This is a genomic window from Bradyrhizobium acaciae, assembly GCF_020889785.1.
In the GTDB taxonomy this organism is placed as follows: Bacteria; Pseudomonadota; Alphaproteobacteria; order Rhizobiales; family Xanthobacteraceae; genus Bradyrhizobium; species Bradyrhizobium acaciae.
Map to the genome: position 1 here is coordinate 1 of NZ_JACMYK010000077.1, position 22,044 is coordinate 22,044.

Annotated in this window: 18 protein-coding genes and 2 pseudogenes; 14 read left to right on the top strand and 6 right to left on the bottom strand. The window is 65.2% G+C overall.

Annotated features, from left to right (window positions below; all coding sequences use genetic code 11):
• Positions 1-272 (bottom strand): annotated as a pseudogene (locus H8A92_RS25245) (DUF2147 domain-containing protein); the annotation flags it as partial.
• Between the two features lie 174 nt (positions 273-446).
• Between H8A92_RS25245 and H8A92_RS25250 the strand changes: the two are divergent.
• From H8A92_RS25250 to H8A92_RS25270, 5 genes are all read left to right on the top strand, one after another.
• On the top strand, positions 447-1,286 hold the full coding sequence (locus H8A92_RS25250; RefSeq protein ID WP_229198275.1) for a DUF2147 domain-containing protein: 840 nt from the start codon (positions 447-449) through the stop codon (positions 1,284-1,286).
• Positions 1,287-1,385: 99 nt separating this feature from the next.
• A complete protein-coding gene (locus H8A92_RS25255; protein ID WP_229198276.1) occupies positions 1,386-1,529 on the top strand; it encodes a hypothetical protein in 144 nt (47 codons plus the stop codon).
• 774 nt (positions 1,530-2,303) lie between these two features.
• Positions 2,304-3,518, top strand: coding sequence for an extensin-like domain-containing protein (locus tag H8A92_RS25260; RefSeq protein ID WP_229198277.1), 1,215 nt, complete (start codon positions 2,304-2,306; stop codon positions 3,516-3,518).
• A 113-nt stretch (positions 3,519-3,631) separates the two neighbouring features.
• On the top strand, positions 3,632-4,015 hold the full coding sequence (locus H8A92_RS25265; protein WP_163158040.1) for a response regulator: 384 nt from the start codon (positions 3,632-3,634) through the stop codon (positions 4,013-4,015).
• 21 nt (positions 4,016-4,036) lie between these two features.
• A complete protein-coding gene (locus tag H8A92_RS25270; RefSeq protein WP_229198278.1) occupies positions 4,037-4,735 on the top strand; it encodes an ABC transporter permease in 699 nt (232 codons plus the stop codon).
• On the opposite strand, the gene H8A92_RS25275 is transcribed toward H8A92_RS25270, so the two are convergent.
• On the bottom strand, positions 4,709-5,527 hold the full coding sequence (locus tag H8A92_RS25275) for an ABC transporter substrate-binding protein (protein ID WP_229198279.1): 819 nt from the start codon (positions 5,525-5,527) through the stop codon (positions 4,709-4,711). The two genes, H8A92_RS25270 and H8A92_RS25275, sit on opposite strands and share 27 nt — an antisense overlap.
• A 193-nt stretch (positions 5,528-5,720) precedes the next feature.
• Between H8A92_RS25275 and H8A92_RS25280 the strand changes: the two genes are divergently transcribed.
• The 4 genes from H8A92_RS25280 to H8A92_RS25295 all read left to right on the top strand — a co-directional run bounded on the left by H8A92_RS25280 (position 5,721) and on the right by H8A92_RS25295 (position 10,699).
• Positions 5,721-5,915 (top strand): hypothetical protein, encoded by a 195-nt coding sequence (locus H8A92_RS25280; protein WP_163158041.1) that lies wholly within the window; start codon positions 5,721-5,723, stop codon positions 5,913-5,915.
• A gap of 91 nt (positions 5,916-6,006) precedes the next feature.
• On the top strand, positions 6,007-6,711 hold the full coding sequence (locus H8A92_RS25285) for an SDR family oxidoreductase (protein ID WP_229198280.1): 705 nt from the start codon (positions 6,007-6,009) through the stop codon (positions 6,709-6,711).
• Positions 6,712-6,931: 220 nt separating this feature from the next.
• Positions 6,932-7,819: a L,D-transpeptidase gene (locus tag H8A92_RS25290; protein WP_229198281.1), complete on the top strand. Its 888-nt coding sequence runs from the start codon at positions 6,932-6,934 to the stop codon at positions 7,817-7,819.
• A 207-nt stretch (positions 7,820-8,026) separates the two neighbouring features.
• Positions 8,027-10,699, top strand: coding sequence for a flavin-containing monooxygenase (locus H8A92_RS25295; protein WP_229198282.1), 2,673 nt, complete (start codon positions 8,027-8,029; stop codon positions 10,697-10,699).
• Between the two features lie 213 nt (positions 10,700-10,912).
• Here the strand turns inward: H8A92_RS25295 and H8A92_RS25300 are convergent, their stop codons facing one another.
• The 3 genes from H8A92_RS25300 to H8A92_RS25310 form a co-directional block, all read right to left on the bottom strand.
• The gene (locus H8A92_RS25300; protein WP_229198283.1) at positions 10,913-11,755 is read right to left on the bottom strand and encodes a GNAT family N-acetyltransferase; all 843 of its coding nucleotides are present in this window, start codon (positions 11,753-11,755) and stop codon (positions 10,913-10,915) included.
• Positions 11,756-11,784: 29 nt separating this feature from the next.
• The gene (locus tag H8A92_RS25305) at positions 11,785-12,855 is read right to left on the bottom strand and encodes a helix-turn-helix transcriptional regulator (RefSeq protein ID WP_229198284.1); all 1,071 of its coding nucleotides are present in this window, start codon (positions 12,853-12,855) and stop codon (positions 11,785-11,787) included.
• A gap of 138 nt (positions 12,856-12,993) precedes the next feature.
• The gene (locus H8A92_RS25310) at positions 12,994-13,638 is read right to left on the bottom strand and encodes a TetR/AcrR family transcriptional regulator (RefSeq protein WP_229198285.1); all 645 of its coding nucleotides are present in this window, start codon (positions 13,636-13,638) and stop codon (positions 12,994-12,996) included.
• 240 nt (positions 13,639-13,878) lie between these two features.
• Here H8A92_RS25310 and H8A92_RS25315 point away from each other — a divergent pair, with 240 nt between their 5' ends.
• The 4 genes from H8A92_RS25315 (at position 13,879) to H8A92_RS25330 (ending at position 20,442) form a co-directional block, all read left to right on the top strand.
• Complete coding sequence (locus H8A92_RS25315) at positions 13,879-15,171, top strand: HlyD family secretion protein (RefSeq protein ID WP_420831363.1); 1,293 nt, start codon at positions 13,879-13,881, stop codon at positions 15,169-15,171.
• Between the two features lie 47 nt (positions 15,172-15,218).
• Positions 15,219-16,808 carry a DHA2 family efflux MFS transporter permease subunit gene (locus H8A92_RS25320; protein WP_229198287.1) on the top strand — a complete coding sequence of 530 codons (1,590 nt, stop codon included), beginning with the start codon at positions 15,219-15,221 and terminating at the stop codon, positions 16,806-16,808.
• 364 nt (positions 16,809-17,172) lie between these two features.
• Positions 17,173-18,972 (top strand): ABC transporter ATP-binding protein, encoded by a 1,800-nt coding sequence (locus tag H8A92_RS25325; RefSeq protein WP_229198288.1) that lies wholly within the window; start codon positions 17,173-17,175, stop codon positions 18,970-18,972.
• An 84-nt stretch (positions 18,973-19,056) separates the two neighbouring features.
• Entirely contained in the window at positions 19,057-20,442 is a 1,386-nt protein-coding gene (locus H8A92_RS25330; protein WP_229198289.1) for an MATE family efflux transporter, read from the top strand.
• A 39-nt stretch (positions 20,443-20,481) separates the two neighbouring features.
• On the opposite strand, the pseudogene H8A92_RS25335 reads toward H8A92_RS25330, so the two are convergent.
• Positions 20,482-21,216: pseudogene (locus tag H8A92_RS25335) on the bottom strand (sulfite exporter TauE/SafE family protein); the annotation flags it as partial.
• 106 nt (positions 21,217-21,322) lie between these two features.
• On the opposite strand from H8A92_RS25335, the gene H8A92_RS25340 reads away from it, so the two are divergent.
• The gene (locus tag H8A92_RS25340; protein WP_229198290.1) at positions 21,323-22,039 is read left to right on the top strand and encodes an alpha/beta fold hydrolase; all 717 of its coding nucleotides are present in this window, start codon (positions 21,323-21,325) and stop codon (positions 22,037-22,039) included.
• Positions 22,040-22,044 lie beyond the last annotated feature (5 nt).

The window sequence follows — 22,044 nt, forward strand, 5'->3', positions numbered from 1 at the left end:
GGCGCGGGAGCGGGCGACGGTGCAGGGGGCGGCGCGGCCGATGAGGCGACATCGTCATCATTGTCGGATTTGGAGCCGAGATTCTTGCTGATGCCGCCGACCGTGCCGTTGTAGCCCGGCGCCGAGATGCGGATGCACGACAGCGCGCTGCAATTGCGCGGCGCCTCGACATGGATGCGCTGGCCGTCGATCTCGAAGGTGATGCCGGCGCCGCCGGCATGCGCCGATGTGGTGGCCATCAGCAGCGCGGCGATCGCAACGAGCTTCTTCATCTAGGGTCTCCCTGGCATTGAGCGGGTTTGCATGCGGACGCTACGCTGCCTCTGGGCGAGCATCCGTGATGCGGATCACGCCGACGGTGTGGCCGGGTGGCTCGCCACGGTGACGGAGGTCACTGCGCCGTGAGCACGGCGTCCCTACCGTCATCGGATGTCTTGGAGGCTTCGATGAAGCGTTTCTGCCTGCTCATCGCGCTGGTGCTGTTCACGCCGTTCGCCCATGCCAGCGAGGGCATCTCGTTTTCGATTGGCGGCCACCGCGTCCATCTCGATTCCACGCGGTGCCGCGCACTGTCCTGCGTCTCGGTGTCTGACAGGTCGAGGCGCGACGACGGCGGCGACAATGGCCGGGCGATGAAGCTGGTGCCGGCGTCCGCGACGACCGCGACGATTCCTGCCGCGACATCTGCAAGGACACCGCCCGCACCTGCGCCGGCTCTATCTCCCGCGTCGCCTCCGATCATCGTGGACAGGCCTGTTCCGGCCGCAGCGCCATTGGCTGCCGCACCACAACTCTCAGCGCCACCGCCGCCGCGCGTGATGACGATACAGCCAGCGCCGGTGGTCGCGGCGCCGCCTCCATTGCCCGCAGCGACGGCGCATCCTATTCCGCCGGCGGTGGTGCATGTCTCGCGCGAGACCGCTGACGAACCGGACGACGGCCCGATCGGCGACTGGCAGACCGAATCCGACAGCCTGGTGCGCGTTCGTCTGTGCGGTAACGCGTTGTGCGGCTATGCGCTCGACAAGACCACGCGCGATCTCGGTGAAGCGGTGCTGATCAACATGAAACCGAAGCAGGACACGCGCTGGAGCGGCAGCGTCTTCAGCCAGGACGGCGGCAACGTCCATTACGGCACGATCGAATTGAAGGGTGCGGACAGGCTGCGGGTCGAGGCCTGTGTGCTCGGCCGCTTCTACTGCACGGGCGCCGACTGGGTTCGCGTTTCGCGCTCACGGCAGCGGGTGATCACCGAGCGCGCGCGTCCGCCCGAGCCGCGCTCCTGAATCCACGTGTCCAATTTGTAACCGGATGCCTTCGAACTTTTTGTCCGGTCGAGCGCGACCGATAGGGGTCACGCCGCTTCGCAGGCGATGGAGGCAAACATGAAACGCTTGAGCCTGGTCGCGCTGCTGCTCGCCGGCAACGAGCCGCGCCGTCGCGACGACTTCTATCCCGACAATCCCGGCCTCGTCTGTCACGATTTCACGATCGCAGGCTTCACCGGATCGAGCTGCTCGAATTTCTGAGGACAGACTAGCTCGCTCTATCACCGTCATCGTGAGGTGCGAGCCCTCGCGAGCCTCGAAGGATGCACGGCCCGGCCGGTGGCCATCGACCCTTCGAGACGCGCGCGGTGCGCGCTCCTCTCAGCTATCGCAAAAAAACAAAGCGCCCGGCGGGGCGCCGCCGGGCGCTGAACTCAATGCCTGTCGAACGGTCTAGAACACGCCGAGAATGATGGCGCCGACGAAGGCGAACGCGATGTACGCGGCCACAATGCTCAGCTTGCTCAGCAGAGGACTCGCGAAATCCATTGGGAAACTCCCTCGGTTCACAACGCTGCCCACATTAACGCTAAAGCTAGCAAGCGGTTCCCGGCCGAAAAAGTCAGTCGTGCTGTCCGGCCCGATGTTCCCGCGCGATGCCGCATTGCGATGCGCGGCTCAAACAGACGCCGAATCAAGGCGTTGAAGCGCTGGAAATATATTCCGGGGCGCTGCCGGCCGCAGTCACCGGATCGTAGCGCCAATCAATATTTCCGTCAGGTTGCTCGCGGCGCATGCTGCACGCATTGCGTGGCTGCGGCGTTGCGCTGCATGCTGGGTTCTTCGAGGTCAGGTGGTCGTCACGGGGCAACGGCGTCATTCGCGCCGCGTGGTGATGGAGACAAGTCACGGCGGTGCGTCACGGCAGCGCGTGCGTTGCCGCGCCGGGTTCCAAACCATGGTTAAAAACACCTGAAATCGATCCGTCGAAATGCATTGAAGAGTCTTTAATCAAATTCGCAGAACCTCCGCGGCATGACGCGTGGAGTTCGTTTGTATCTCGTCGGCTCCCTTGTCCTTGTATCGCTGGCTGGTTGCGGTCGCGGTCTGTTTCAGACCGCCGAGCGTGAACCGTGGCGGGCCGAGGCCGAGGCCGCATGCCTGAAATCCGGCGCGGTCAAGGAAGGACCGGATCTCGTCCGCATCGATCCGATCTCCGGACCCGGCGTCTGCGGCGCCGAATTCCCGCTCAAGGTCGCCGCCCTCGGTGAAGCCAGTTCGACTTATGGATTTGCCGACGACAGCCTGCGCCCGCCGGCCTCGGTCGGCAGCCAGCCGCGCTGGCCGATCAACCGGCAGCCGAGCCCGCCGCCTGCGCAGGCGCCGTATTCCGATCAGGCCGTCGGCCAGCCGAACTATGGCGGCCAGCCGAATGGCCCGGTCTCGTTGTCGGCGCCCGGCATTCCGCCGCAGCAGGATCAGATCGACCTGCCGCCGGAAGGCTCTCCCGACGCCAGAGGCGAGCGACCTTATTATCCGGGCCTGCCGCACAATCCGCAGCGCGACAGCGCGGCCGCGCCCTATTCACCCGCGCCTTATTCGCAGCAGCCACAGGACACGCCGCCGCCGCGGCTCGGTCCGTCGAGCGGCAACCCGGTGGGGACGGTCGGTCCGGTCGCCGTGAAGCCGGCGGCAACGCTGGCGTGCCCGATCGTCTCGGTGCTCGAGCGCTGGCTCGCCGATTCCGTGCAGCCGGCGGCGCAGCGCTGGTTCGGCGCACGCGTCGTCGAGATCAAGCAGATCTCGGCCTATTCCTGCCGCGGCATGAACGGCAATTCGCACGCGCATATTTCGGAGCACGCCTTCGGCAACGCGCTCGATATCGCAGCCTTCACGCTCTCCGATGGCCGCCGCATCTCGGTGAAGGATGGCTGGAAGGGATTGCCGGAAGAGCAGGGCTTCCTGCGCGACGTTCAGGCCGCCGCCTGTCAGCAATTCACCACGGTGCTGGCGCCGGGTTCCAACGTCTATCACTATGACCACATCCATGTGGATCTGATGCGCCGGGCCAGCCGGCGCCTCATCTGCCAGCCGGCCGCGGTCTCCGGCGAAGAGGTCGCGTCGCGCGCCGGCGGCCGTAGCCCCTATGCAACGCGCGAACCTTATGTCACAGGATCGCTCGGCGGCAGAAAGCCGACCCCGCGGGGTAAAGCGGGGGTCAACGAAGAAGACGAATTCGCCGACGAATAGGGGCGCGTCTGATACCCGTATTATTACTGGGTGACACCGTGCAAACGGTAGCCACTTTTGTTGCATATGCTTCGGAGCCGGGAGCGCGCCGGCTGATTTCTGGGGGATAGGTTTTGCAAGACGTTCCGATCATTCTCGTCATCGAAGACGATCGTGATCTTCAGATGATGGTGGAAGACGCCCTGAGGGACGGCGGCTACGAGCCGGCGATCGCAGGCTCGGGCGAGGAAGCGCTGACGCTGCTCAAGGCGTTTCGCACCAAATACAGTGCGCTGGTCACCGACATTCGCCTGCTCGGCCGGCTCGACGGCTGGCGTGTGGCGCGCGGTGCCCGCGAGATCGATCCGTCGTTCCCGGTGCTCTACATCACCGGCGGTGGCGGCGACGAGTGGCCGACCAGAGGCGTCTCGGACAGCGTGCTCCTGAATAAGCCGTTCTCGCCCGACGAGCTGGTTGCGGCGGTGGCGAAGCTGCTCAAGAACGGCGCGCCGGCCTGAGCGATTGATCGCTCCCGCAAGATGAATGACTTCGCACAGTCGATCACGGCGGCAGTATCACTGATCGCCAGTGGTGACCCGGTCCTGCTCGGGATCGTCGCGCTGTCCTTGCGCGTCAGCCTGTTGGCCAGTCTGCTTGCGCTTCTGATCGGTGCGCCGATCGGCGGTTGGCTTGCGATATCGAGATTTCGCGGTCGGCAGGTAGTGATCGTGCTGGCCAACGCCTGTCTCGGCCTGCCGCCGGTCGTGGTCGGGCTCGGGCTTTATCTCTTGCTGTCGCGCTCGGGGCCGCTGGGCTTCGCCGGTCTGTTGTTCACGCCGACGGCGATGGTCGTGGCGCAGGTCATCCTGGCCACGCCGATCGTGGTCGCGCTGGTGCATCGTCCGGTCGCGCTGCTGTGGATGGAATATGCCGACCTGATCCGCACCGACGGCCTGTCCCGCCTGCGCAGCCTTGCGCTGGTGTTCTCGCTCGGTCGCGCCTCGCTCCTCACCGCGTTCCTCGCCGCCTTCGGCCGCGCCATCGCCGAGGTCGGCGCCATCATCATCGTGGGCGGCAACATCAGCGGTTATACCCGAACGATGACGACGGCGATCGCGCTTGAGACCAGCAAGGGCGAACTGGCGCTTGGTCTCGGCCTCGGTGTGATCCTGCTGGCGCTGAGCGTCAGCGTCAGCACGATCGCATTTGTGCTAGTGCGCGGCGTTGGGGAAAAATAGCTGCTCGCCGCCAACCTTGTAGCCGGCGATGACGGACTGCCCGGCCTGCGAGATCAGCCAGTCGATGAAGGCCTGTCCGTCGCTGGCTTTCACCGTCGGATGCTTCGCCGGATTGACCAGCATGACACCGTACTGATTGAACAGTCGCCGGTCGCCTTCGGTCAGCACGGCGAGTTCGCCGCGATTCCTGAACGACAGCCAGGTGCCGCGGTCGGAGAGCACATAAGCATTCGACGCCGCTGCCATGTTGAGCCCCGGACCCATGCCTTGGCCGATCTCGCGATACCATTGGCCTTTCGCGGAATCGAGATCGACGCCGGCATCTTTCCAGAGCCGCAACTCGGCTTCGTGCGTTCCGGAGTGGTCGCCGCGCGAGATGAAGGCCGATTTCGTCGCGGCGATCCTGCGCAGGGCGTCCGCGACATCCTTGTCGCCCGCGATATGCGCCGGATCGGCCTTCGGGCCGACGATGACGAAGTCATTGTACATGACGTCGTAGCGCCTGGTCGCAAAGCCTTCGGCCAGGAACTTCTCTTCGGCCACGCGATCGTGCACGAACACGACATCGGCATCGCCGCGCCGCCCGATATCGAGCGCCTGTCCGGTGCCAACCGCAACCACCTTCACATCAATGCCCGAGGCCTGCGAGAAGCGCGGCAGCAGATAGCCGAACAGGCCGGACTGCTCGGTCGATGTCGTCGAGGCAACGATGATGGACCGGGTCTGCGCCAGGGTGGGGCCCGCGAACAGCAGCACGGCCGCGATGACAAGGTGTCGAAGGAGGGAGGTCATGTGGTCCGGATATGATGGAAGGTCAATGGTCACCATGCCTCAGTTGATCCGGTGAGGCAAAGCGCGCGATTTCCCCGCGATGGCGCCTATTCTGCGTTTACATCACGCTGCGTTATCCCCCCTCGAATTCATATGCCCACCTGTTCATTTTCCGGGCGAGCAAGTTCGCCGGCAAACCTCCCTGGAGACAGTGATGACAGCATATCGCGCCTATATCGTCGGACTGCACAGCCGATCCATCGGCGTGGTCAACATGGATTGCGCCGACGACGATCAGGCCATCACGTCGGCCAGCCGTCTGGTCGACCACCATGATATCGAGCTGTGGCAGATGGACCGGCCCGTCGCCAGGTTCGACGCCGGGTCGAAGCAGGTATTCCGCAAGTAGTGGGACACGACGCGGCAGACCGGGTGTCGCGCTGTCTGATCCTTGATGATAGACCTAGGGTCAGCTTCGTCATCAAATGGGATCAACGATCATGGCTTTGGAGAAGGTCGCACTCGTCACCGCGGGCGGCAGCGGCATGGGAGCTGCGGCGGCGCGGCGGCTTGCGGCTGACGGATTTCGCGTTGCGATCCTGTCGTCGTCGGGCAAGGGCGAGGCGCTCGCCAGCGAGCTCGGTGGCCTCGGCTTCACCGGCTCGAACCGTTCGAACGATGATTTGAAGCGTGCCGTCGACGGCGTGATGGCGCGCTGGGGCCGCATCGATGCCTTGGTCAACAGCGCCGGCCACGGCCCGCGCGCTGGCGTGCTCGAATTGACCGACGAGCAGTGGCACACCGGCCTCGATGTCTACCTCATGAACGTGATCCGCCCGACGCGTCTGGTCGCACCTCACATGCAGGCGCAGAAGTCGGGGGCAATCGTCAACATCTCCACCGCCTGGGCGTTCGAGCCGAGTGCGATGTTTCCGACATCGGCGGTGTTCCGCGCCGGGCTCGCCGCATTCACCAAGCTGTTCACCGACAGCTACGCCGCCAGCAATGTTCGTATGAACAATGTGCTGCCGGGCTGGATCGACAGTCTTCCGGCAACCGACGAGCGCCGCGACAGCGTGCCGATGAAGCGCTACGGCAAGGCCGAGGAGATCGCGGCCACCATCGCCTTCCTCGTCTCCGACGGCGGCGGCTACATCACAGGCCAGAATATCCGCGTCGACGGCGGCCTGATGCGCTCGATCTGAGGCCCTCACACTCGACCGGAGCGTATGCTCACTGACGACAGATTCCGGGAGCAAAGCAGTACCGCCGCTCTCGGATATCGAACGGTACCCTCACGTTTGTGTTCCCGAACGGGAGTTTGCGTTAACGACGCTTGGCGATTTCCTGCCTGAGCGAAATCGCTTCGAAGTTTGTTAAAATCTGCTGGGTACCTCCTCCGGGCATGGCAATCCGGGGAAAGATATGGGTAAGCGGGCAAAACGTGGAAAGACCGAAGCGCTCGCACTACCGGTGGCCGGAAGAGTAGCAGTTGGCGTCGTCGCCGCTGCCGCTTTGGGGTACGGTTTGCTGTCTCGCCCGGCGAGCGTTCAACCGATACGCAAGCCGTCCGCGCAGCAAGCCCTGGCACCGTCGACGCCAGCTCACGCATCGACCCCCGTTCGTGTCGCGGCGTCAGCTCCGGCTCCAATTTCAGCCCCGGCTCCGGCTCCAGTCCCGGCCCCGGCGGCGCCGCTGGTCGAACCACCCAAAGCCGCTGATCGTCCCGGAAAGCTTGTTCGGCAGGTGGTTGATTACGTCAGTCACCAGACGCCAGGCACCGTCGTCATCGATACCGGAAACACGTTCCTTTATCTCGTTCTGAACGACAGACAGGCGATGCGCTACGGCATCGGTGTTGGCCGCGAAGGTTTCACATGGTCCGGCGAACAGACCGTGGCCCGCAAGACGGAATGGCCGGATTGGCGCCCGCCTGCCGACATGCTTTTGCGTCAGCCTTATCTGCCGCGGTTCATGGCAGGCGGTCCCACCAATCCGCTCGGCGCACGGGCGATGTATCTGGGCGAGACCGAATATCGAATTCACGGTACCAACAAACCCGATACGATCGGGAAGCGAGTGTCGTCCGGCTGCATCCGCCTGACCAATGAGGACGTCGCGGACCTCTATGAGCGGGTGAAGATCGGAGCGAAAGTGATCGTGCTTCCGGCAACCTCAGCCCGTCGACCATCCCAGGGAGCGCCGTCCGACGCCGCCTCCCGAGCGCCGGACACGGCATCGCCGTCGAACCGGCCCTCGGCAGCCAACGCGCAGATGCTGCCATCTGAACCGAAGGTAGCCGAGGCCCAGTAACTCGATTCCTTTGTCCTCGTAACCGAGAACAAGCGGACATCGCGCGCCCCTTGGCGCGCGACAAGCCATTTGCGTCTACGCGCTGCGCGTCGCGCTCCAGACTGCGCGCGTCACAATTGCGGCGACCTCAGATTGCGTTTGTCGTGATGACAAACTGAAAGGGCAGGGCTAGCCTTCCGTCAAATCAAAACATATGGGAGGATTGGCATGCCAGACGCAGCAGTTGCAGCACGTGCTTCGGACTCCGCGCGCAGCGGAACCACGCAGCAAGTCGACGTCGCGGTCGTCGGCGCGGGTTTCGCTGGTCTCTATTTGCTGCATCGGCTGCGCAAGGCGGGCTTCTCGGCAGTCGCGCTCGAAGAGGGCGCCGATGTCGGCGGCACCTGGTACTGGAACAGATATCCGGGCGCGCGTTGCGACATCCAGACCATCGATTACAGCTACACCTTCGATCCCGAGCTCGATCAGGCGTGGACCTGGTCGGAGAAATACGCGACCCAGCCGGAAATCCTGCGCTATCTCGGCTTCGTCGCCGACCGCTACGATCTACGTCGCGATATCAGGTTCGGCACCAAGGTCACGCAAGCGACCTGGGATGACGCGACGTCGCGCTGGCTGATCTCGACCAACAACGGCGCCAACGTCTCGTGCCGCTACTACATCATGGCGACCGGCTGCCTGTCGTCGCCGAAGCCGCCGGAGATCGATGGCGTCAAGGACTTCAAGGGCGAGATTTATTTCACCGGCCGCTGGCCGCATCAGGGCGTCGATCTCAAGGGCAAGCGTGTCGCCGTGATCGGCACCGGTTCGTCGGGCATTCAGTCGATCCCGCTGATCGCCGAGCAGGCCGCTCAACTCACCGTGTTCCAGCGCACGCCGAATTTCGCATTGCCTGCCGGCAATGGTCCGGCGCCGGAGGATCGCAAGACCTTCTTCGAGAGCGATCGCGCGGCCTATCGCGAGCAGGCGCGCTGGTCGATGGCCGGCGTGCCCTATCCGCAGCAGACCGTGGTGAGCTGGCAGTTGAGCGACGCCGAACGTCGCGAGCGTTTCGAGAAGGCGTGGGCAGCGGGCGACCTCGTCCACATCCTGAGCCAGCTCTGGGCCGACCAGGCGGTCGATGTCGACGGCAACAAGCTGGTCGCCGATCTGATCCGCGAGAAGATCGGTGCCGTGGTCAAGGACCCGGAGACCGCAGCGGCGCTGGCGCCGCACGATCATCCATTCGGCGCCAAGCGTCCCTGCCTCGATACCAATTACTACGCGACCTACAACCGGCCCAACGTGACGCTGGTCAATCTGCGACAGGAGCCGATCAAGGCGATTACCGCCGGCGGCATCTCGACCGACAAGCGCAGCTTCGATGTCGACGTCATCGTGTTCGCCACCGGCTTCGACGCGATGACCGGCGCGATCATGGCCGTGCATCCGATCTCCGGCCGCGGCGGCAAGTCGCTGTCGGATGTCTGGGCGCATGGACCGCAGACTTATCTCGGCGTCACCGTCGCGGGCTTCCCCAATCTGTTCATGATCACCGGTCCCGGCAGCCCGTCGGTGCTGTCGAACATGGCGGTCTCGATCGAGCAGCATGTCGACTGGGTGGTCGACCGGATCGCCGCGCTGCGCGACGCCGGCTTCACCACGATGGAGGCAACCGAGACCGCACAGGCCGGCTGGCAACGTCACATGGCCGACTGCGCCACGCTGACGCTGCACCGGCTCGCCAACACCTGGTACACGGGCGCCAATGTGCCCGGCAAGCCGCAGGGCGTGATGCCTTATACCGGCGGCGTCGGACCGTATCGCAGCATCTGCAACGAGGTGGTCGGGCGTGGCATGCTCGGCTTCAGGCTCTCGGGGCCCGGCGTTGCCGAGCAATGCAATGACGGCGAGGTGGTGCGGCTACAGCCGGATGTCCGGCTGGTGCTCGGCATGCTGGCGGAGATGAACCTGCCGCCGATCGAGACGATGGGCGCGCAGGGCGCACGCGACTTCCTGAACGAGTTCAACAAGGGGCGTCCGTTCGGCCGGCCGGTCGGTGAGGTCGGCACCGGCATGCTGCAAGGCGCGGACGGTCCGCTGCCCTACAAGCTGTACCGGCCGGCGACACCGGGGCCGCATCCGATCGTGGTGTATTTTCACGGGGGCGGCTGGGTGCTCGGCGACGAGCTATCGGACGATCCGTTCTGCCGCGATCTGTGCCGGCGCAGCGGCATGATCATCGTCAGCGTCGGTTATCGCCACGCGCCCGAGCATCGCTTCCCGGCGGCGGCCGAGGACGGCTATGCGGCGACGCGCTGGATCGCCGCTCACACCGCCGAGCTCGGGGGCAAAGCGGGGCCGGTGCTGGTCGCGGGCTGGAGCGCCGGCGGCAACATTGCAGCCGTGACCTGCCAGCTCGCGCGCGATCGCGGCGGGCCCGAGATCGCGGGTCAGCTCCTGATCTGCCCGGTCACCGATTCCTCCTTCGACCGGCAGTCCTATGTCGACAACGCGTCCGGCTACTTCCTGACCCGCGGGCTGATGTTCTGGTTCTGGGACCTGTACTGCTCGCCGGCCGACCGCACCGATCCGCGCGTCGCGCCGCTGCGCGGCAAGCTCGAAGGCCTGCCGCCGGCGTTCATCGCGACAAGCGAGTTCGATCCGCTGCGCGACGAAGGCATCGCCTATGGCGACGCGCTTGCGAAAGCCGGCGTCAAGGTCGAGCAGCTCAAGGCGCAGGGCCATTTCCACTCGTCGTTCGTGATGGTCGACGTCATCATCACCGGCGTCGGCGGCCGCGTGAAGATGGCGAAGGCGCTGCGCCGCTTCGCCGGACTGCCTGAGGAGCTGGAGCAGGACAACGCTGCAGCGCCGGAGGTCAACGCTGCGGCGAACTAGGTCGGGATTGACTTGCAGCCGCAACTGCACTGCGCTCCCTCTCCCGCTTGCGGGCGCTCGCGGGGGACGCGCGTTGGCAAAATATCGAAAACAACCCCATGCAAAGGAGCCGGCGGTGGCCGGCGTTCGACCCGGCCACTTGACACGTCGGGCAACTCACGGATACATTTCGAATATTCCGAAGTCATGCAGACGCACGCTCGCCCCAGGGCGCTAGCCGAGCTCGAATGTCGTGACGCCGAACACGCGAGCGATCCGCAAGGGCGGGATCGCGCCGGTATACATCCGCGCGGTCTCGAACACCGGTGACAGCCCGAGACCTTGTGCCAGCGCGACGGCGTCGCGGTTGACTGCGGGGACATCGAGGAAGATCTCGCCGCCGCCCGCGCTCGCCAGCAGTGCCGACAGGATGATCTCTGCGCTCGCGCGATCATCGGCGACGAGCGGACCGATCTTGCGGCCGGTTCGGCAGGGACGGATCACGCCCCATCCGGCCAGCCTGCCGTCGCGGATCAGCCCACGTCCGACATGTCCTTGCGTGTTGATCCAGGCGCGCAGGAAAGCCGGGCGCGGCGCCGGAAACACCGTGGCGTCATCGGCCTCGATCAGCACCAGAGGTACATCGCTCAGCGCAACGACGCCGGTGCTCGGCGCCGGAGATGCTGTGATCGTGCCGCCGTAGCGCACATTGGCATAAGCGAGCGCGAAGCCGGACTTCTGGTAGTTGACCTGCTGCGCCACCACGCCGTCGAGACCGATCACGCGCCGACCAGCATGCGCGATCGCGGCATTCCATATTTTCAGGCCGTAACCACGGCCGCGCAGGTCCGGACGCACGATATAGAATCCGAGGAAGGAAAATTGCGCGCCGTAATTGACGCAGGAGACCACCGCGGCCGGTTCGCCATCGAGCTCGCCGATGAAGAAGCCCCGCGGATCTTCAGCGGCAAAGCAGGGCGCATCGGCGAGACCGGGATTCCATCCCTCTGCCGCGGCCCAGTCGATCGCGAGGGCGATCTCCTCGGGCCGCATCGTGCGTATGGTCAGGTCGTTCATGGCCGATCGCCTCGTTTGCGGTGCCATGCTCAAGCGATCCGAAGGACGAGGTTGACCAGTTCCGGCTGGCGGTGCGTGCCGGTTTTGGCGAAGACCGACTTCAACTGGTTGCGTGCCGTGTCACGAACGATCCCGAGCCGTTCGGCGGCGTCGGTGATCGAGAGGCCGCCCGCGAGCAGCGCGACCAGCCGCGCTTCTGCCGGCGTGAGGTCGAATGCCTGCGCGATCAAGCCGGGCTCGGGCATCGCGCGCGGCGTCAAATTGGCGAAGACCAACATCGCCCGCGCGCCGAGGAAGACGTTGCGTGCCGCACCGTCGATCGGCAACACGCGCAAGACCACCGGCCCCTTGTGCGTACGTCGGATCAGGATCGGCTCGATCGGCAGTGCCGCGCGCTCGGGTGCGGCGCGGATCAGATCGACGACTTGATCAAGCCGCGCCTGTGCCGCTCTGTCGCGCACGATCAGCCGGCGATCCCTGATTCTGATGTCCGCGTCGAAGCCGGCATCGGCGGCTTCATTGCGATCGATCACGAGGCCCGCGCGGTCGAGTACGACCGCCGGCTGCCGCACCCGGTCGAGAATGCCGGTCATGGAGGAGAGCGCGATGCGGCCGACCGCAGTCGACAGTGTCGCTGTCTCCGTCAGGCGCGGTCCAAGCTGCGCCAGCAGCCGCGTCTCGCGTGTCTCGAAATGTCCTTCCTTTCCGGTGCGCTGCAACGTCAGCACCCACGGTGCGCTGTCGGCCCAGAAGCCGATGCCAGCGAACCATTTGAAGCCGAACGGATACAGCACCTCATTGTACATCGGATCCGACCGGATCTGCTCGGGCGTCAGCAAGTCCTGATCGGTGATCACTTCGCCGGCCATTGCTCGCGGAACGCCTGAAGCGCGCGAATCCTGCTCATGCCAGTTGTGTGCGAAGTAGAGCTGCACCATCTCTTCGGTCGACGCCGTGCGTGGCACGTCCGGTGTCCGCACGTCACTTTGCAGCAGCACGGCGCCGGTTGCGCCCACCGCTTCGCAGATCGACGTCATGATGTCGGTCCATGCTGTCGGGTCGACCACTGCGTCCCCCAGCCGCGCCATCACGCTGGACATTTGATCTGGGTCGATATCCCTGTTCATGCAGCGGATTGTGGCGCGAGGTGGCGTCACGCGACAAGCGTCAAGTTACGGTCCTTCCAAAGGAAATAGTCGGATTGGATCGTCGCTCGCCTGTCTTGCGGCGGCGGAGGATCAGTCCGCCTGCTTCGGCCGGTACGCCGCAAAGAACACCCGCGTCGCGCTGTCGACGACGGTTGCAATCCGCTCCGGCGAGGGCGACGGATTGGCCTGGAAGATGAACGCCTGGAATAGCGTCGCCTGGCACATCTGCATGAACTGCCAGGCCGCGAGCTGCGTGTCGTCCATCACGAGCTCACCGAGCGCGGCGCGCGCCTCCAGATAGGCGGCGAAGCGGTCGACGGTGTGGGCGATCACATGGGTGTAGAACCGGCTGCCGAGCTCGGGCATCCGCTCGGCGATCGCCATTACTGTGCGGATCGCCGAGCCGCCGCCGGGCCGGCACAGCAAGGCGATATAGGCGCGGCCGAATTCGGGGAGGGTGATGTCGACGTCGCGCGCCGGATCCAAATTGAAGGCGACCTTGCCCTGCTCGAGCTTCTCCTCCTCGACGATTGCTGCGAACAGCCCGGCCTTGTCGGGGAAATAGACGTAGAGCGTCCCCTTGGAGACGGCGGCGGCGCGGGCGATCTCGCCCATGCTGGCACCGTCAAAGCCGAGCTCCAGGAATACCTTGCGCGCACCGTCCAGGATCTGGCGGCGTTTCGACGATTCCTCCTCGCCGGCCGGCTGGAGGGAGGTTCGGGGGGCTGCAACCATTGATTTAGCTTCTCGCGAAAGAACTCAACCCAGAATGAGCAAGGGAAGAATCGAAGCCTTATAATCCACTGGCCGGGATTATAGATTGACCGAACCGTTCGGTCAATGGTATTGGTGGGAGTGACGATGCGCCGCGCGGCCGTTATTCCGCCATTGCGGGCGTCGAGCCTTTAGTGGGGAGCGTCGGTTATGGCCGCAGCACGAGATCAGGCTGCACGCATTGTTCGTTCCGGGTCTGAGATGGCCGAGGACACGATTGCGCGCGACGCATCCGCCGATCTCAGCGAGCAGGGCCGTGCTGACGACGCCAAGGGTTTCGAAGCCAAGGGTCCCGAAACCAAGGGTCCCGAAATCAAGGGACCCGGCGACAAGCGTCCCACCGAGGCACCGCCCGCTTCTGCGCCCGAGCAGCCGGCCGTTTCATCGGCCGCCGCGGCGCCGAAATCCGGCAAGCGCAAATTCGTGATGATGGGCGTGGTCGGCCTGCTCGCGCTCGCCGCCGCAAGCTATGCCGCCTATTACCTGATGGTCGGACGATTCTACGTCTCGACCGACGACGCCTATGTCCGCGCCAACAACACCATGCTCGGCGCGCGCGTCGCGGGCCATATCGCAGCGATCATCCCCGGCGACAACGCGCTGGTGCGCGCCGGCGATGTGATCTTCCGGATCGATGACGGCGACTATCGCATCGCAGTCGACGCCGCGCGCACTAGGATCGCGACCCAGCAGGCGACGATCGAGCGCATCGGCCGCCAGGTCGGCGCCGCCGTCAGCGCCGTCGAGCAGGCGCAGGCGCAGCTCGTGTCCGCCCAGGCCGGCCTGAAGCGCGCCGATCTCGATTACGAGCGCCAGCAGGCGCTGAGCACCAAGGGTTTTGCGTCGCGCGCCACCTTTGAAGTGTCGGAAGCCGGCCGTGACCAGGGCGCTGCCAGCGTGCGGTCCGCGCAGGCCGCCTATGATGCGGCCAAGGACAATGTCGAGGTGACCAAGGCGCAGCAGGCCGAGTCCCGCGCGCAGCTTGCCGAATTGCAGACCCAGCTCGCCAAGGCCGAGCGCGATCTGGAATTCACCAATGTCCGCGCGCCGGTCGACGGCACCTTCTCCAACCGCCTGGTCAACACCGGCGACTACATCAATGTCGGCCAGCGACTCGGCAATGTGGTGCCGCTCGACGGCGTCTTCATCGACGCCAACTACAAAGAGACCCAGCTCAAGCGCATCCGCACCGGCCAGCGGGTGACGATCAAGGTCGATGCCTACGGCTTCCGCAAGTTCACCGGCATCGTCGACAGCATTTCGCCGGCGGCGGGCTCGGTGTTCACGCTGCTGCCGCCCGACAACGCCACCGGCAATTTCACCAAGATCGTGCAGCGGCTGCCGGTCCGCATCCGGGTGCCGAACAGCGTCGCCAAGCAAGGCCTGCTGCGTGCCGGCATGTCGGTCTACACCACGGTCGACACCCGCGAGGGCGCCGCCGATGCCGACGCCGATACCGACCTCGACTCGCCGATGATGATCCATCCGCAGTGATGTCTTGAAGCTTCGGACACAGTCCGAGGCCCGGAGCCGATGAGCCCATGGCAGACGCGACCACTGCTTCGCCCTCGATGATGACCGGCGCTCCGGCCTCCGAGCGACTCCAGCCCAAGCGGGTCGTTGCCTTCATCATCATGGTGTTCGGCATGTTCATGTCGATCCTGGACATCCAGATCGTCTCGGCCTCGCTGTCGGAGATCCAGGCCGGCCTGTCGGCATCGTCGACCGAGGTGTCGTGGGTGCAGACCGCCTATCTGATCGCCGAGGTGATCGCGATCCCGCTGTCCGGATTCCTGTCGCGCGCGCTCGGCACAAGGCTGCTGTTTGCGATCTCGGCGTTCGGCTTCACGGTGTCGAGCCTGCTGTGCGGGTTCGCCTCTTCGATCGAGCAGATGATCCTGTGGCGCGCGCTGCAGGGTTTCCTCGGCGCCGGGATGATCCCGACCGTGTTCGCCTCGGCCTACACCATCTTCCCGCGCTCCAAGTTCTACATCGTGGCGCCGATCATCGGCCTCGTCGCGACGCTGGCGCCGACGGTTGGGCCCACGGTCGGCGGCTACATCACCGACCTGATGTCGTGGCACTGGCTGTTCTTCATCAACATCGTGCCCGGCATCATCATCACCATCGGCGTGCTGATACTGGTCGATTTCGACCAGCCGAACTTCGCGCTGCTCGAGCGCTTCGACTGGTGGGGCCTGATCTTCATGGGCGGCTTCCTCGGCTCGCTCGAATATGTCCTGGAAGAAGGCCCGCAATATGAATGGCTGCAGGATACTTCGGTCGCGGCCTGCGCCGCGATCGGCTTCGTCTCGGCGGTCGCCTTCTTCTGGCGGGTGCTGACCGCGGAAGAGCCGATCGTCGATCTCTACGCCTTCAACAACCGCAACTTCGCGGTCGGATGCGTGCTGCAATTCTGCATCGGCATCGGGCTCTACGGCCTCACTTACGTGTATCCGCGCTATCTCGCCGAGATCCGCGGCTACAGCGCGCTGATGATCGGCGAGACCATGTTCGTCTCCGGCGTCACCATGTTCTTCATGGCGCCGGTGGTCGGCCGGCTGATGCAGAAGGTCGATTTGCGCTACATCATCGCCTTCGGCCTCGTCACCTTCGCGCTCGGCTCCTGGCAGATGACCTGGATCACCCGCGACTATGATTTCTACGAGCTGCTGCTGCCGCAGATCCTGCGCGGCATCGGCATGATGTGCGCGATGGTGCCGACCAACAACATCGCGCTGGCGACGCTGCCGCCGGATCGCGTCAAGAACGCCTCCGGCCTGTTCAACCTGATGCGCAATCTCGGCGGCGCGGTCGGGCTCGCCGTGATCAACGAGGTGCTCAACGACCGCACCGACCTGCACATCTCGCGGCTGCAGGACCGCGTGACCTGGGGCAACACGACAGCGGTCGAGACCCTCAACATGCTGACCCAGCGCATGCAGGGCATGGGCGACTCCGCCATCATGGCGATGAAGCAGCTCTCGCAGATCGTGCACCGCCAGGCCGCGGTGATGGGCTATGGCGATGCCTTCGTGATGCTGTCGCTGTTCTACGTCGCGCTCAGCCTCCTGGTGCTGTTCGTCAACAAGCCGCCATCGATGACCGCAGGCGGCGGCGACGCGCATTGAGCGCATCGCCTTCGCGCGCGGTGTACGCCCGGTTGCGTGAACAGCGTTGCATGATCGACACATTGACGCACTCACGCGGATGTCATCTTGCCAATTGCGCATGATGCATTTATAAGCAGCGCATCGTTTCACGAACCGGGGAGATGCACATGATGTCGTTTGTTTCGCAGACCGTGCGCCCGCGTTCGATGGTGCTGGGCGCTCTCGCGCACTAGGTCCCGGCGCTGATCGGATCTCTGCCCCGATCACCCAAACTTCCCAAGACGTTATCGACAATTTCCAGCGGCGCTCGTGGTCGGATTCCGTCCACACGTCGCCTCAGATGGAGCCGGCACGCGCTGCAAAAGCGTGGCCGGAATGTGCCATGACCACTCAAACGACCAAGCGACCGGCCGCGATCCGGATCGTGCTGCCATTCGTGTTCCGCCATTGGCTGGAGCAGCCGTTCCGCGCCTCCGCCGTGACCGCGGGATTCCTCGGCGCAACCGCGGCCGACCTGTTCATGCCGGTGTTTTCCGGCCATCTCGTCGACGCGCTGACCGCCGGCGCGACGGATGCCGCCGCGCGCCATGCTGCGATGCTGGCGTTCGGCGCCATCGTCGGGCTCGGCGCGCTGTCGCTGATGCTGCGGCTGGTCGGTATCCAGACCATCGTGCCGTTCACGCTGAAGACGATGTCCGACGTCGGGCAGCAGGCCTTCATGCGGGTGCAGCGCTTCTCGACCGACTGGCACGCCAATTCGTTCGCGGGCTCCACCGTGCGCAAGATCACGCGCGGCATGTGGGCGCTCGACCTGCTGAACGACACCATCCTGATGGCGCTGCTGCCGTCGGTCGTCGTGCTGGTCGGCTCGATGATCCTGCTCGGCGTGCACTGGCCGCAACTCGGCGCGGTGATCGCCATCGGCTCGGTGATCTATGTCGCGATGACCATGGTGTTCCAGGTGCGATACGTCGCGCCCGCCGCGCGCGTCTCCAATGCGTGGGACACCAAGGTCGGCGGCACGCTGGCTGATGCCTTGACCTGCAACGCTGTGGTGAAGTCGTTCGGCGCGGAGGCGCGGGAGGATATGCGGCTCGACGGCGTCATCAGCCGTTGGCGCCGGCGGGTGCGGCGGACCTGGTTCCGCTACAACCACACCTCGACGGCGCAGCTGGTGGTGCTGCTGTGCTTCCGCGCATCGGTGATCGGCGGCGCCATCCTGCTATGGGCGCAGGGCCACGCCACGCCGGGCGACGTCACCTATGTGCTGACCAGCTACTACATCATCCACGCTTACTTGCGGGATGTCGGCATGCACATCAACAACCTGCAGCGTTCGGTGAACGACATGGAGGAACTGGTGCAGATCCATGGTGAGCCGCTCGGCATCGTCGATGCCGTCGACGCGAGAGCGATCGACATCCAGGGCGGCCGCATCGTGTTCGACGACGTCACGTTCCACTATGGCGGCCATCGCCTGCCGCTTTATGACGGGCTGTCGGTCGACATCGATGCGGGCGAGCGCGTCGGCCTGGTCGGGCGGTCCGGCTCCGGCAAGACGACTTTCGTCAAGCTGGTGCAGCGGCTCTACGACGTCACCGGCGGCAAGATCCTGATCGACGGTCAGGATATCGCCAAGGCGACGCAGCAATCGCTGCGCAGCCAGATCGCGATCGTGCAGCAGGAGCCGATCCTGTTCCACCGCTCGCTGGCGGAGAACATCGCCTACGGCCGGCCCGGCGCCAGCATGGAGGCGATCGAGCAGGCGGCGCGGCTTGCCAATGCGCACGACTTCATCATGCGTCTGCCGAAGGATTACGGCACGCTGGTGGGCGAGCGCGGCGTCAAGCTGTCGGGCGGCGAGCGGCAGCGCGTGGCGCTGGCGCGCGCCTTCCTGGCCGATGCGCCGATCCTGATCCTGGACGAGGCGACATCGAGCCTCGATTCGGAATCCGAGGCGCTGATCCAGCAGGCGATGGAGCGGCTGATGAAGGGGCGGACCGCGATCGTGATCGCGCACCGGCTGTCGACCGTGCGCAGCATGGATCGCATCCTGGTGTTCGATCGCGGCGAGATCGTCGAGCAGGGCACGCACGATGTGCTTGCCGCACGGGCGGGCGGTATCTACCGCGGCCTGTTCGAACGTCAGGCCACCGAGTTCGGTCAGGCCGCTGCGGAGTAAGCGATGGCGCGTGGCTGACGGGCGATGTCCCGCCAGCCGCGCGCCGGAATGGATACGACGATCGATTTCGAGAATGGAATTGACATGAAAGACCTTACGCGCGGCTCCATCGTGAGCCACATATTGACGATGGCACCCCCGATCGTGGTCGGCATGGTCACGATCATGATCTGCCAACTGGTCGACCTGTATTTTGTCGCCGGTCTCGGCGAGGCCGCCGTCGCCGGGGTGGCTGCGGCCGGCAACGCCGGTTTCCTGGTCAATGCGCTGATGCAGGTGCTGGGTGTCGGCACCGTCGCGCTGATCGCGCACGCGGTGGGACGCACCGACCGCACCGACGCCAACCTCGTGTTCAACCAGTCGATCGTGCTGTCGGTGCTGTGCGGGCTGTTGACGCTGGGTGCAGGGGCCGTGCTGTCGCGCCCTTACATGCGCTCGGTCGCGGCCGACCAGGCCACCATCGAGGCGGGCACCACCTACCTGTTGTGGTTCATGCCGGCGCTGGCGCTGCAATTCCTCATTCAGGTGATGGCGTCCGCGCTGCGGGCGACCGGGATCGTGCGGCCCAGCATGTTGGTGCAGGCGGTCGCGGTCATCATCAACATCGCACTGGCGCCGGTGCTGATCGCAGGCTGGGGCACCGGCCACGCGCTCGGCGTCGCCGGGGCGGGTCTGGCAAGTTCGATCGCCGTCCTCATCGGCGTGCTGATGTTGTTCGCGTATTTCCGCAAGCTGGAGCGCTATGTCGGCTTCGATCCCGCGCAGTGGCGCCCGCAACTCCGCCAGTGGGCGCGCATCTTCAATGTCGGCCTGCCGGCCGGCGGCGAGTTCGCGCTGATCTTTGCCTGGATGGGCGTGATCTATTACGTGCTGCGCGATTTCGGCCCGGCGGCCCAGGCCGGGTTCGGCATCGGGACGCGCGTGCTCGGCCTGATCCAGATGCCGGCATTGGCGGTCGCGCTCGCAGCCGGCCCGATCGCCGGTCAGAATTTCGGCGCCGGCAATGGTGGGCGCGTGCGGGAGACCTTCATCAAGGCGGTGTCGATCGGCACCGTCGTGATGATCGCCATCACCATCCTCGCGCAGTGGAAGCCGGGGCTGCTGCTCGACGGCTTCTCGAACGATCGCGAGACCATGGCGGTCGCCGCCCAGTTCCTGCACTTCGTCTCCATGAACCTGGTGGCGCAGGGACTGGTCTTTACCTGCAACAGCATGTTCCAGGGCCTCGGCAACACCCGCCCGGTGCTGCTGAGTTCATTCGTGCGCCTCTTCGCCTATGCGGTGCCGGTGATCTGGCTGTCGACGCGGCCCGGCTTCCGGATCGAGCACGTGTGGTACCTGTCGATCGTGTCGACGTGGCTGCAAGCCGGCCTGAGCCTGTGGCTGCTACGTGGCGAATTCAGCAAGCGTCTCGCGACGCCGGCCCGGGAAGCCACGCCGGAGCGCGTTGGTCTCGAACCGGTCGGATGACCGGCTCAGCCAATTTTGCGACGGCGTTGACCATCTCGGCGCCAGCCCGTTCCACACCAGCGCCACGCCGGAGAGGAACAGCAACACCAGCACGACGTCGGAGAAATTGCGATCGCTGAGCGCGTGATAGAGGCGGGCGCCGAGCCAGGCGCCGAGCAGCGTTCCCGGAAACGCGCAGGCCACGAGCCAGATCAGTTCGGGTTTCACCAGGCCGCTTCCGATCTGGACCAGCAGCGCGGCCGCCAGAATGGTGAAGTTGAAAATCTGGAACACGCCGCGGCGCTGCTGCTTGCCCCAGCCGCGCACGCTTGCCCACAGGATCGGGAGCGGGCCGGACAGTCCGGCAAGCCCGCCGAGGATGCCGCCGGCAAATCCGATGGCGCCGTCGGCCCATTTGCCGCCGAAGGCGATCGACATCGGCTTGCGCTGCAGGAACAGCAGTGTCGGAAACACCAGCAGGAAGACGCCGATCGTCAGCTTGAAGACCTCAGGATCGGCCCGGGCGATCAGCAGGATGCCGATCGGTACGCCGGCGAGACCGCAGATCACGAACGGCCAGACCAGGCGAAAGTCGATGCTCTTCCAGATCGACGGCAGCGTCGAGACCTGCGCGATGACCGAGCACACCAGCACCAGCGGCACCGCAAGCGTCGGCGGCAGCACATAGAGCCAGATGCCGAGCGCCATCAGCGCGGTGCCGAAGCCGGCAAGACCGGAGACGAAACCGCCGGCAAGCGCGCCGAAGAACAGGATCGCGTAGCTCGCCGAGGTCATCCTCATCTCGTTCTTATGATCGTTGTCGCGACGTTTACACGACGACGGCTGTGGGTACACTTCAAAATCGGCGCTCATCGACGATAATCGAAATGGAAACGTGTCCATGACTGCGAATTCGTCCAAAACATTTCTGGTCTGTCACGGTGCCTGGTCGGCAGGGTGGGCCTGGAAAAAGATGCATCCGTTGATGCAGGCTGCCGGGCACCGGCTGGTCACGCCGAGCTACACCGGGCTCGGCGAGCGCGCGCACCTGGCCCATCAGGGGCTCGACCTGGAGGCGCACATCCAGGACATGCTCAACGTCGTCTCCTATGAAGATTTGCGCGACATCGTGCTGGTCGGCCATTCCTATGGCGGCATGGTCGCGACCGGCGTCGCCGACCGGGTGCGCGAGCGCATCGCGCAGATGATCTATATCGACGCCTTCGTGCCGCGCGACGGCCAGTCGCTGTTCGATCTGAACGAAGCGGCCATCCCTAACATGCGTGAGGCTGCGCGCAGCGGCGACGGCTGGCGCATTCCGCCGATGCCGACGCCGCCGGACACGTCCGCCGCCGATATCGAATGGCTGAGCGCGCGGCGCGTTGCGATGCCGATCAAATGCTTCGAGCAGAAGCTGAAGTTGCAGCACGGCGAGACGACCCTGCCGCGCAGCTACATCTACGCCACCCGCATCACGCCATCAGACACGTTTGGCCAATTCGCCAGGCGCACGAAGAACGAAGCCGGCTGGCGCTATCTCGAACTCGACGCCAGCCACTCGCCGAACGTCACCGCGCCCGAGGCGCTGATGGCGATGCTGCAGGAGATCGTCGCTTGACGAGC

Coding starts and splice junctions, on each gene's coding strand:
- H8A92_RS25260 (WP_229198277.1), top strand. CDS start 2,304: ATGACGCGTGGAGTTCGTTTGTATCTCGTCGGCTCCCTTGTCCTTGTA.
- H8A92_RS25305 (WP_229198284.1), bottom strand. CDS start 12,855: ATGTCCAGCGTGATGGCGCGGCTGGGGGACGCAGTGGTCGACCCGACA.
- H8A92_RS25320 (WP_229198287.1), top strand. CDS start 15,219: ATGGCAGACGCGACCACTGCTTCGCCCTCGATGATGACCGGCGCTCCG.
- H8A92_RS25325 (WP_229198288.1), top strand. CDS start 17,173: ATGACCACTCAAACGACCAAGCGACCGGCCGCGATCCGGATCGTGCTG.
- H8A92_RS25315 (WP_420831363.1), top strand. CDS start 13,879: ATGGCCGAGGACACGATTGCGCGCGACGCATCCGCCGATCTCAGCGAG.
- H8A92_RS25330 (WP_229198289.1), top strand. CDS start 19,057: ATGAAAGACCTTACGCGCGGCTCCATCGTGAGCCACATATTGACGATG.
- H8A92_RS25295 (WP_229198282.1), top strand. CDS start 8,027: ATGCCAGACGCAGCAGTTGCAGCACGTGCTTCGGACTCCGCGCGCAGC.
- H8A92_RS25300 (WP_229198283.1), bottom strand. CDS start 11,755: ATGAACGACCTGACCATACGCACGATGCGGCCCGAGGAGATCGCCCTC.
- H8A92_RS25310 (WP_229198285.1), bottom strand. CDS start 13,638: ATGGTTGCAGCCCCCCGAACCTCCCTCCAGCCGGCCGGCGAGGAGGAA.
- H8A92_RS25250 (WP_229198275.1), top strand. CDS start 447: ATGAAGCGTTTCTGCCTGCTCATCGCGCTGGTGCTGTTCACGCCGTTC.
- H8A92_RS25280 (WP_163158041.1), top strand. CDS start 5,721: ATGACAGCATATCGCGCCTATATCGTCGGACTGCACAGCCGATCCATC.
- H8A92_RS25255 (WP_229198276.1), top strand. CDS start 1,386: ATGAAACGCTTGAGCCTGGTCGCGCTGCTGCTCGCCGGCAACGAGCCG.
- H8A92_RS25285 (WP_229198280.1), top strand. CDS start 6,007: ATGGCTTTGGAGAAGGTCGCACTCGTCACCGCGGGCGGCAGCGGCATG.
- H8A92_RS25290 (WP_229198281.1), top strand. CDS start 6,932: ATGGGTAAGCGGGCAAAACGTGGAAAGACCGAAGCGCTCGCACTACCG.
- H8A92_RS25270 (WP_229198278.1), top strand. CDS start 4,037: ATGAATGACTTCGCACAGTCGATCACGGCGGCAGTATCACTGATCGCC.
- H8A92_RS25340 (WP_229198290.1), top strand. CDS start 21,323: ATGACTGCGAATTCGTCCAAAACATTTCTGGTCTGTCACGGTGCCTGG.
- H8A92_RS25275 (WP_229198279.1), bottom strand. CDS start 5,527: ATGACCTCCCTCCTTCGACACCTTGTCATCGCGGCCGTGCTGCTGTTC.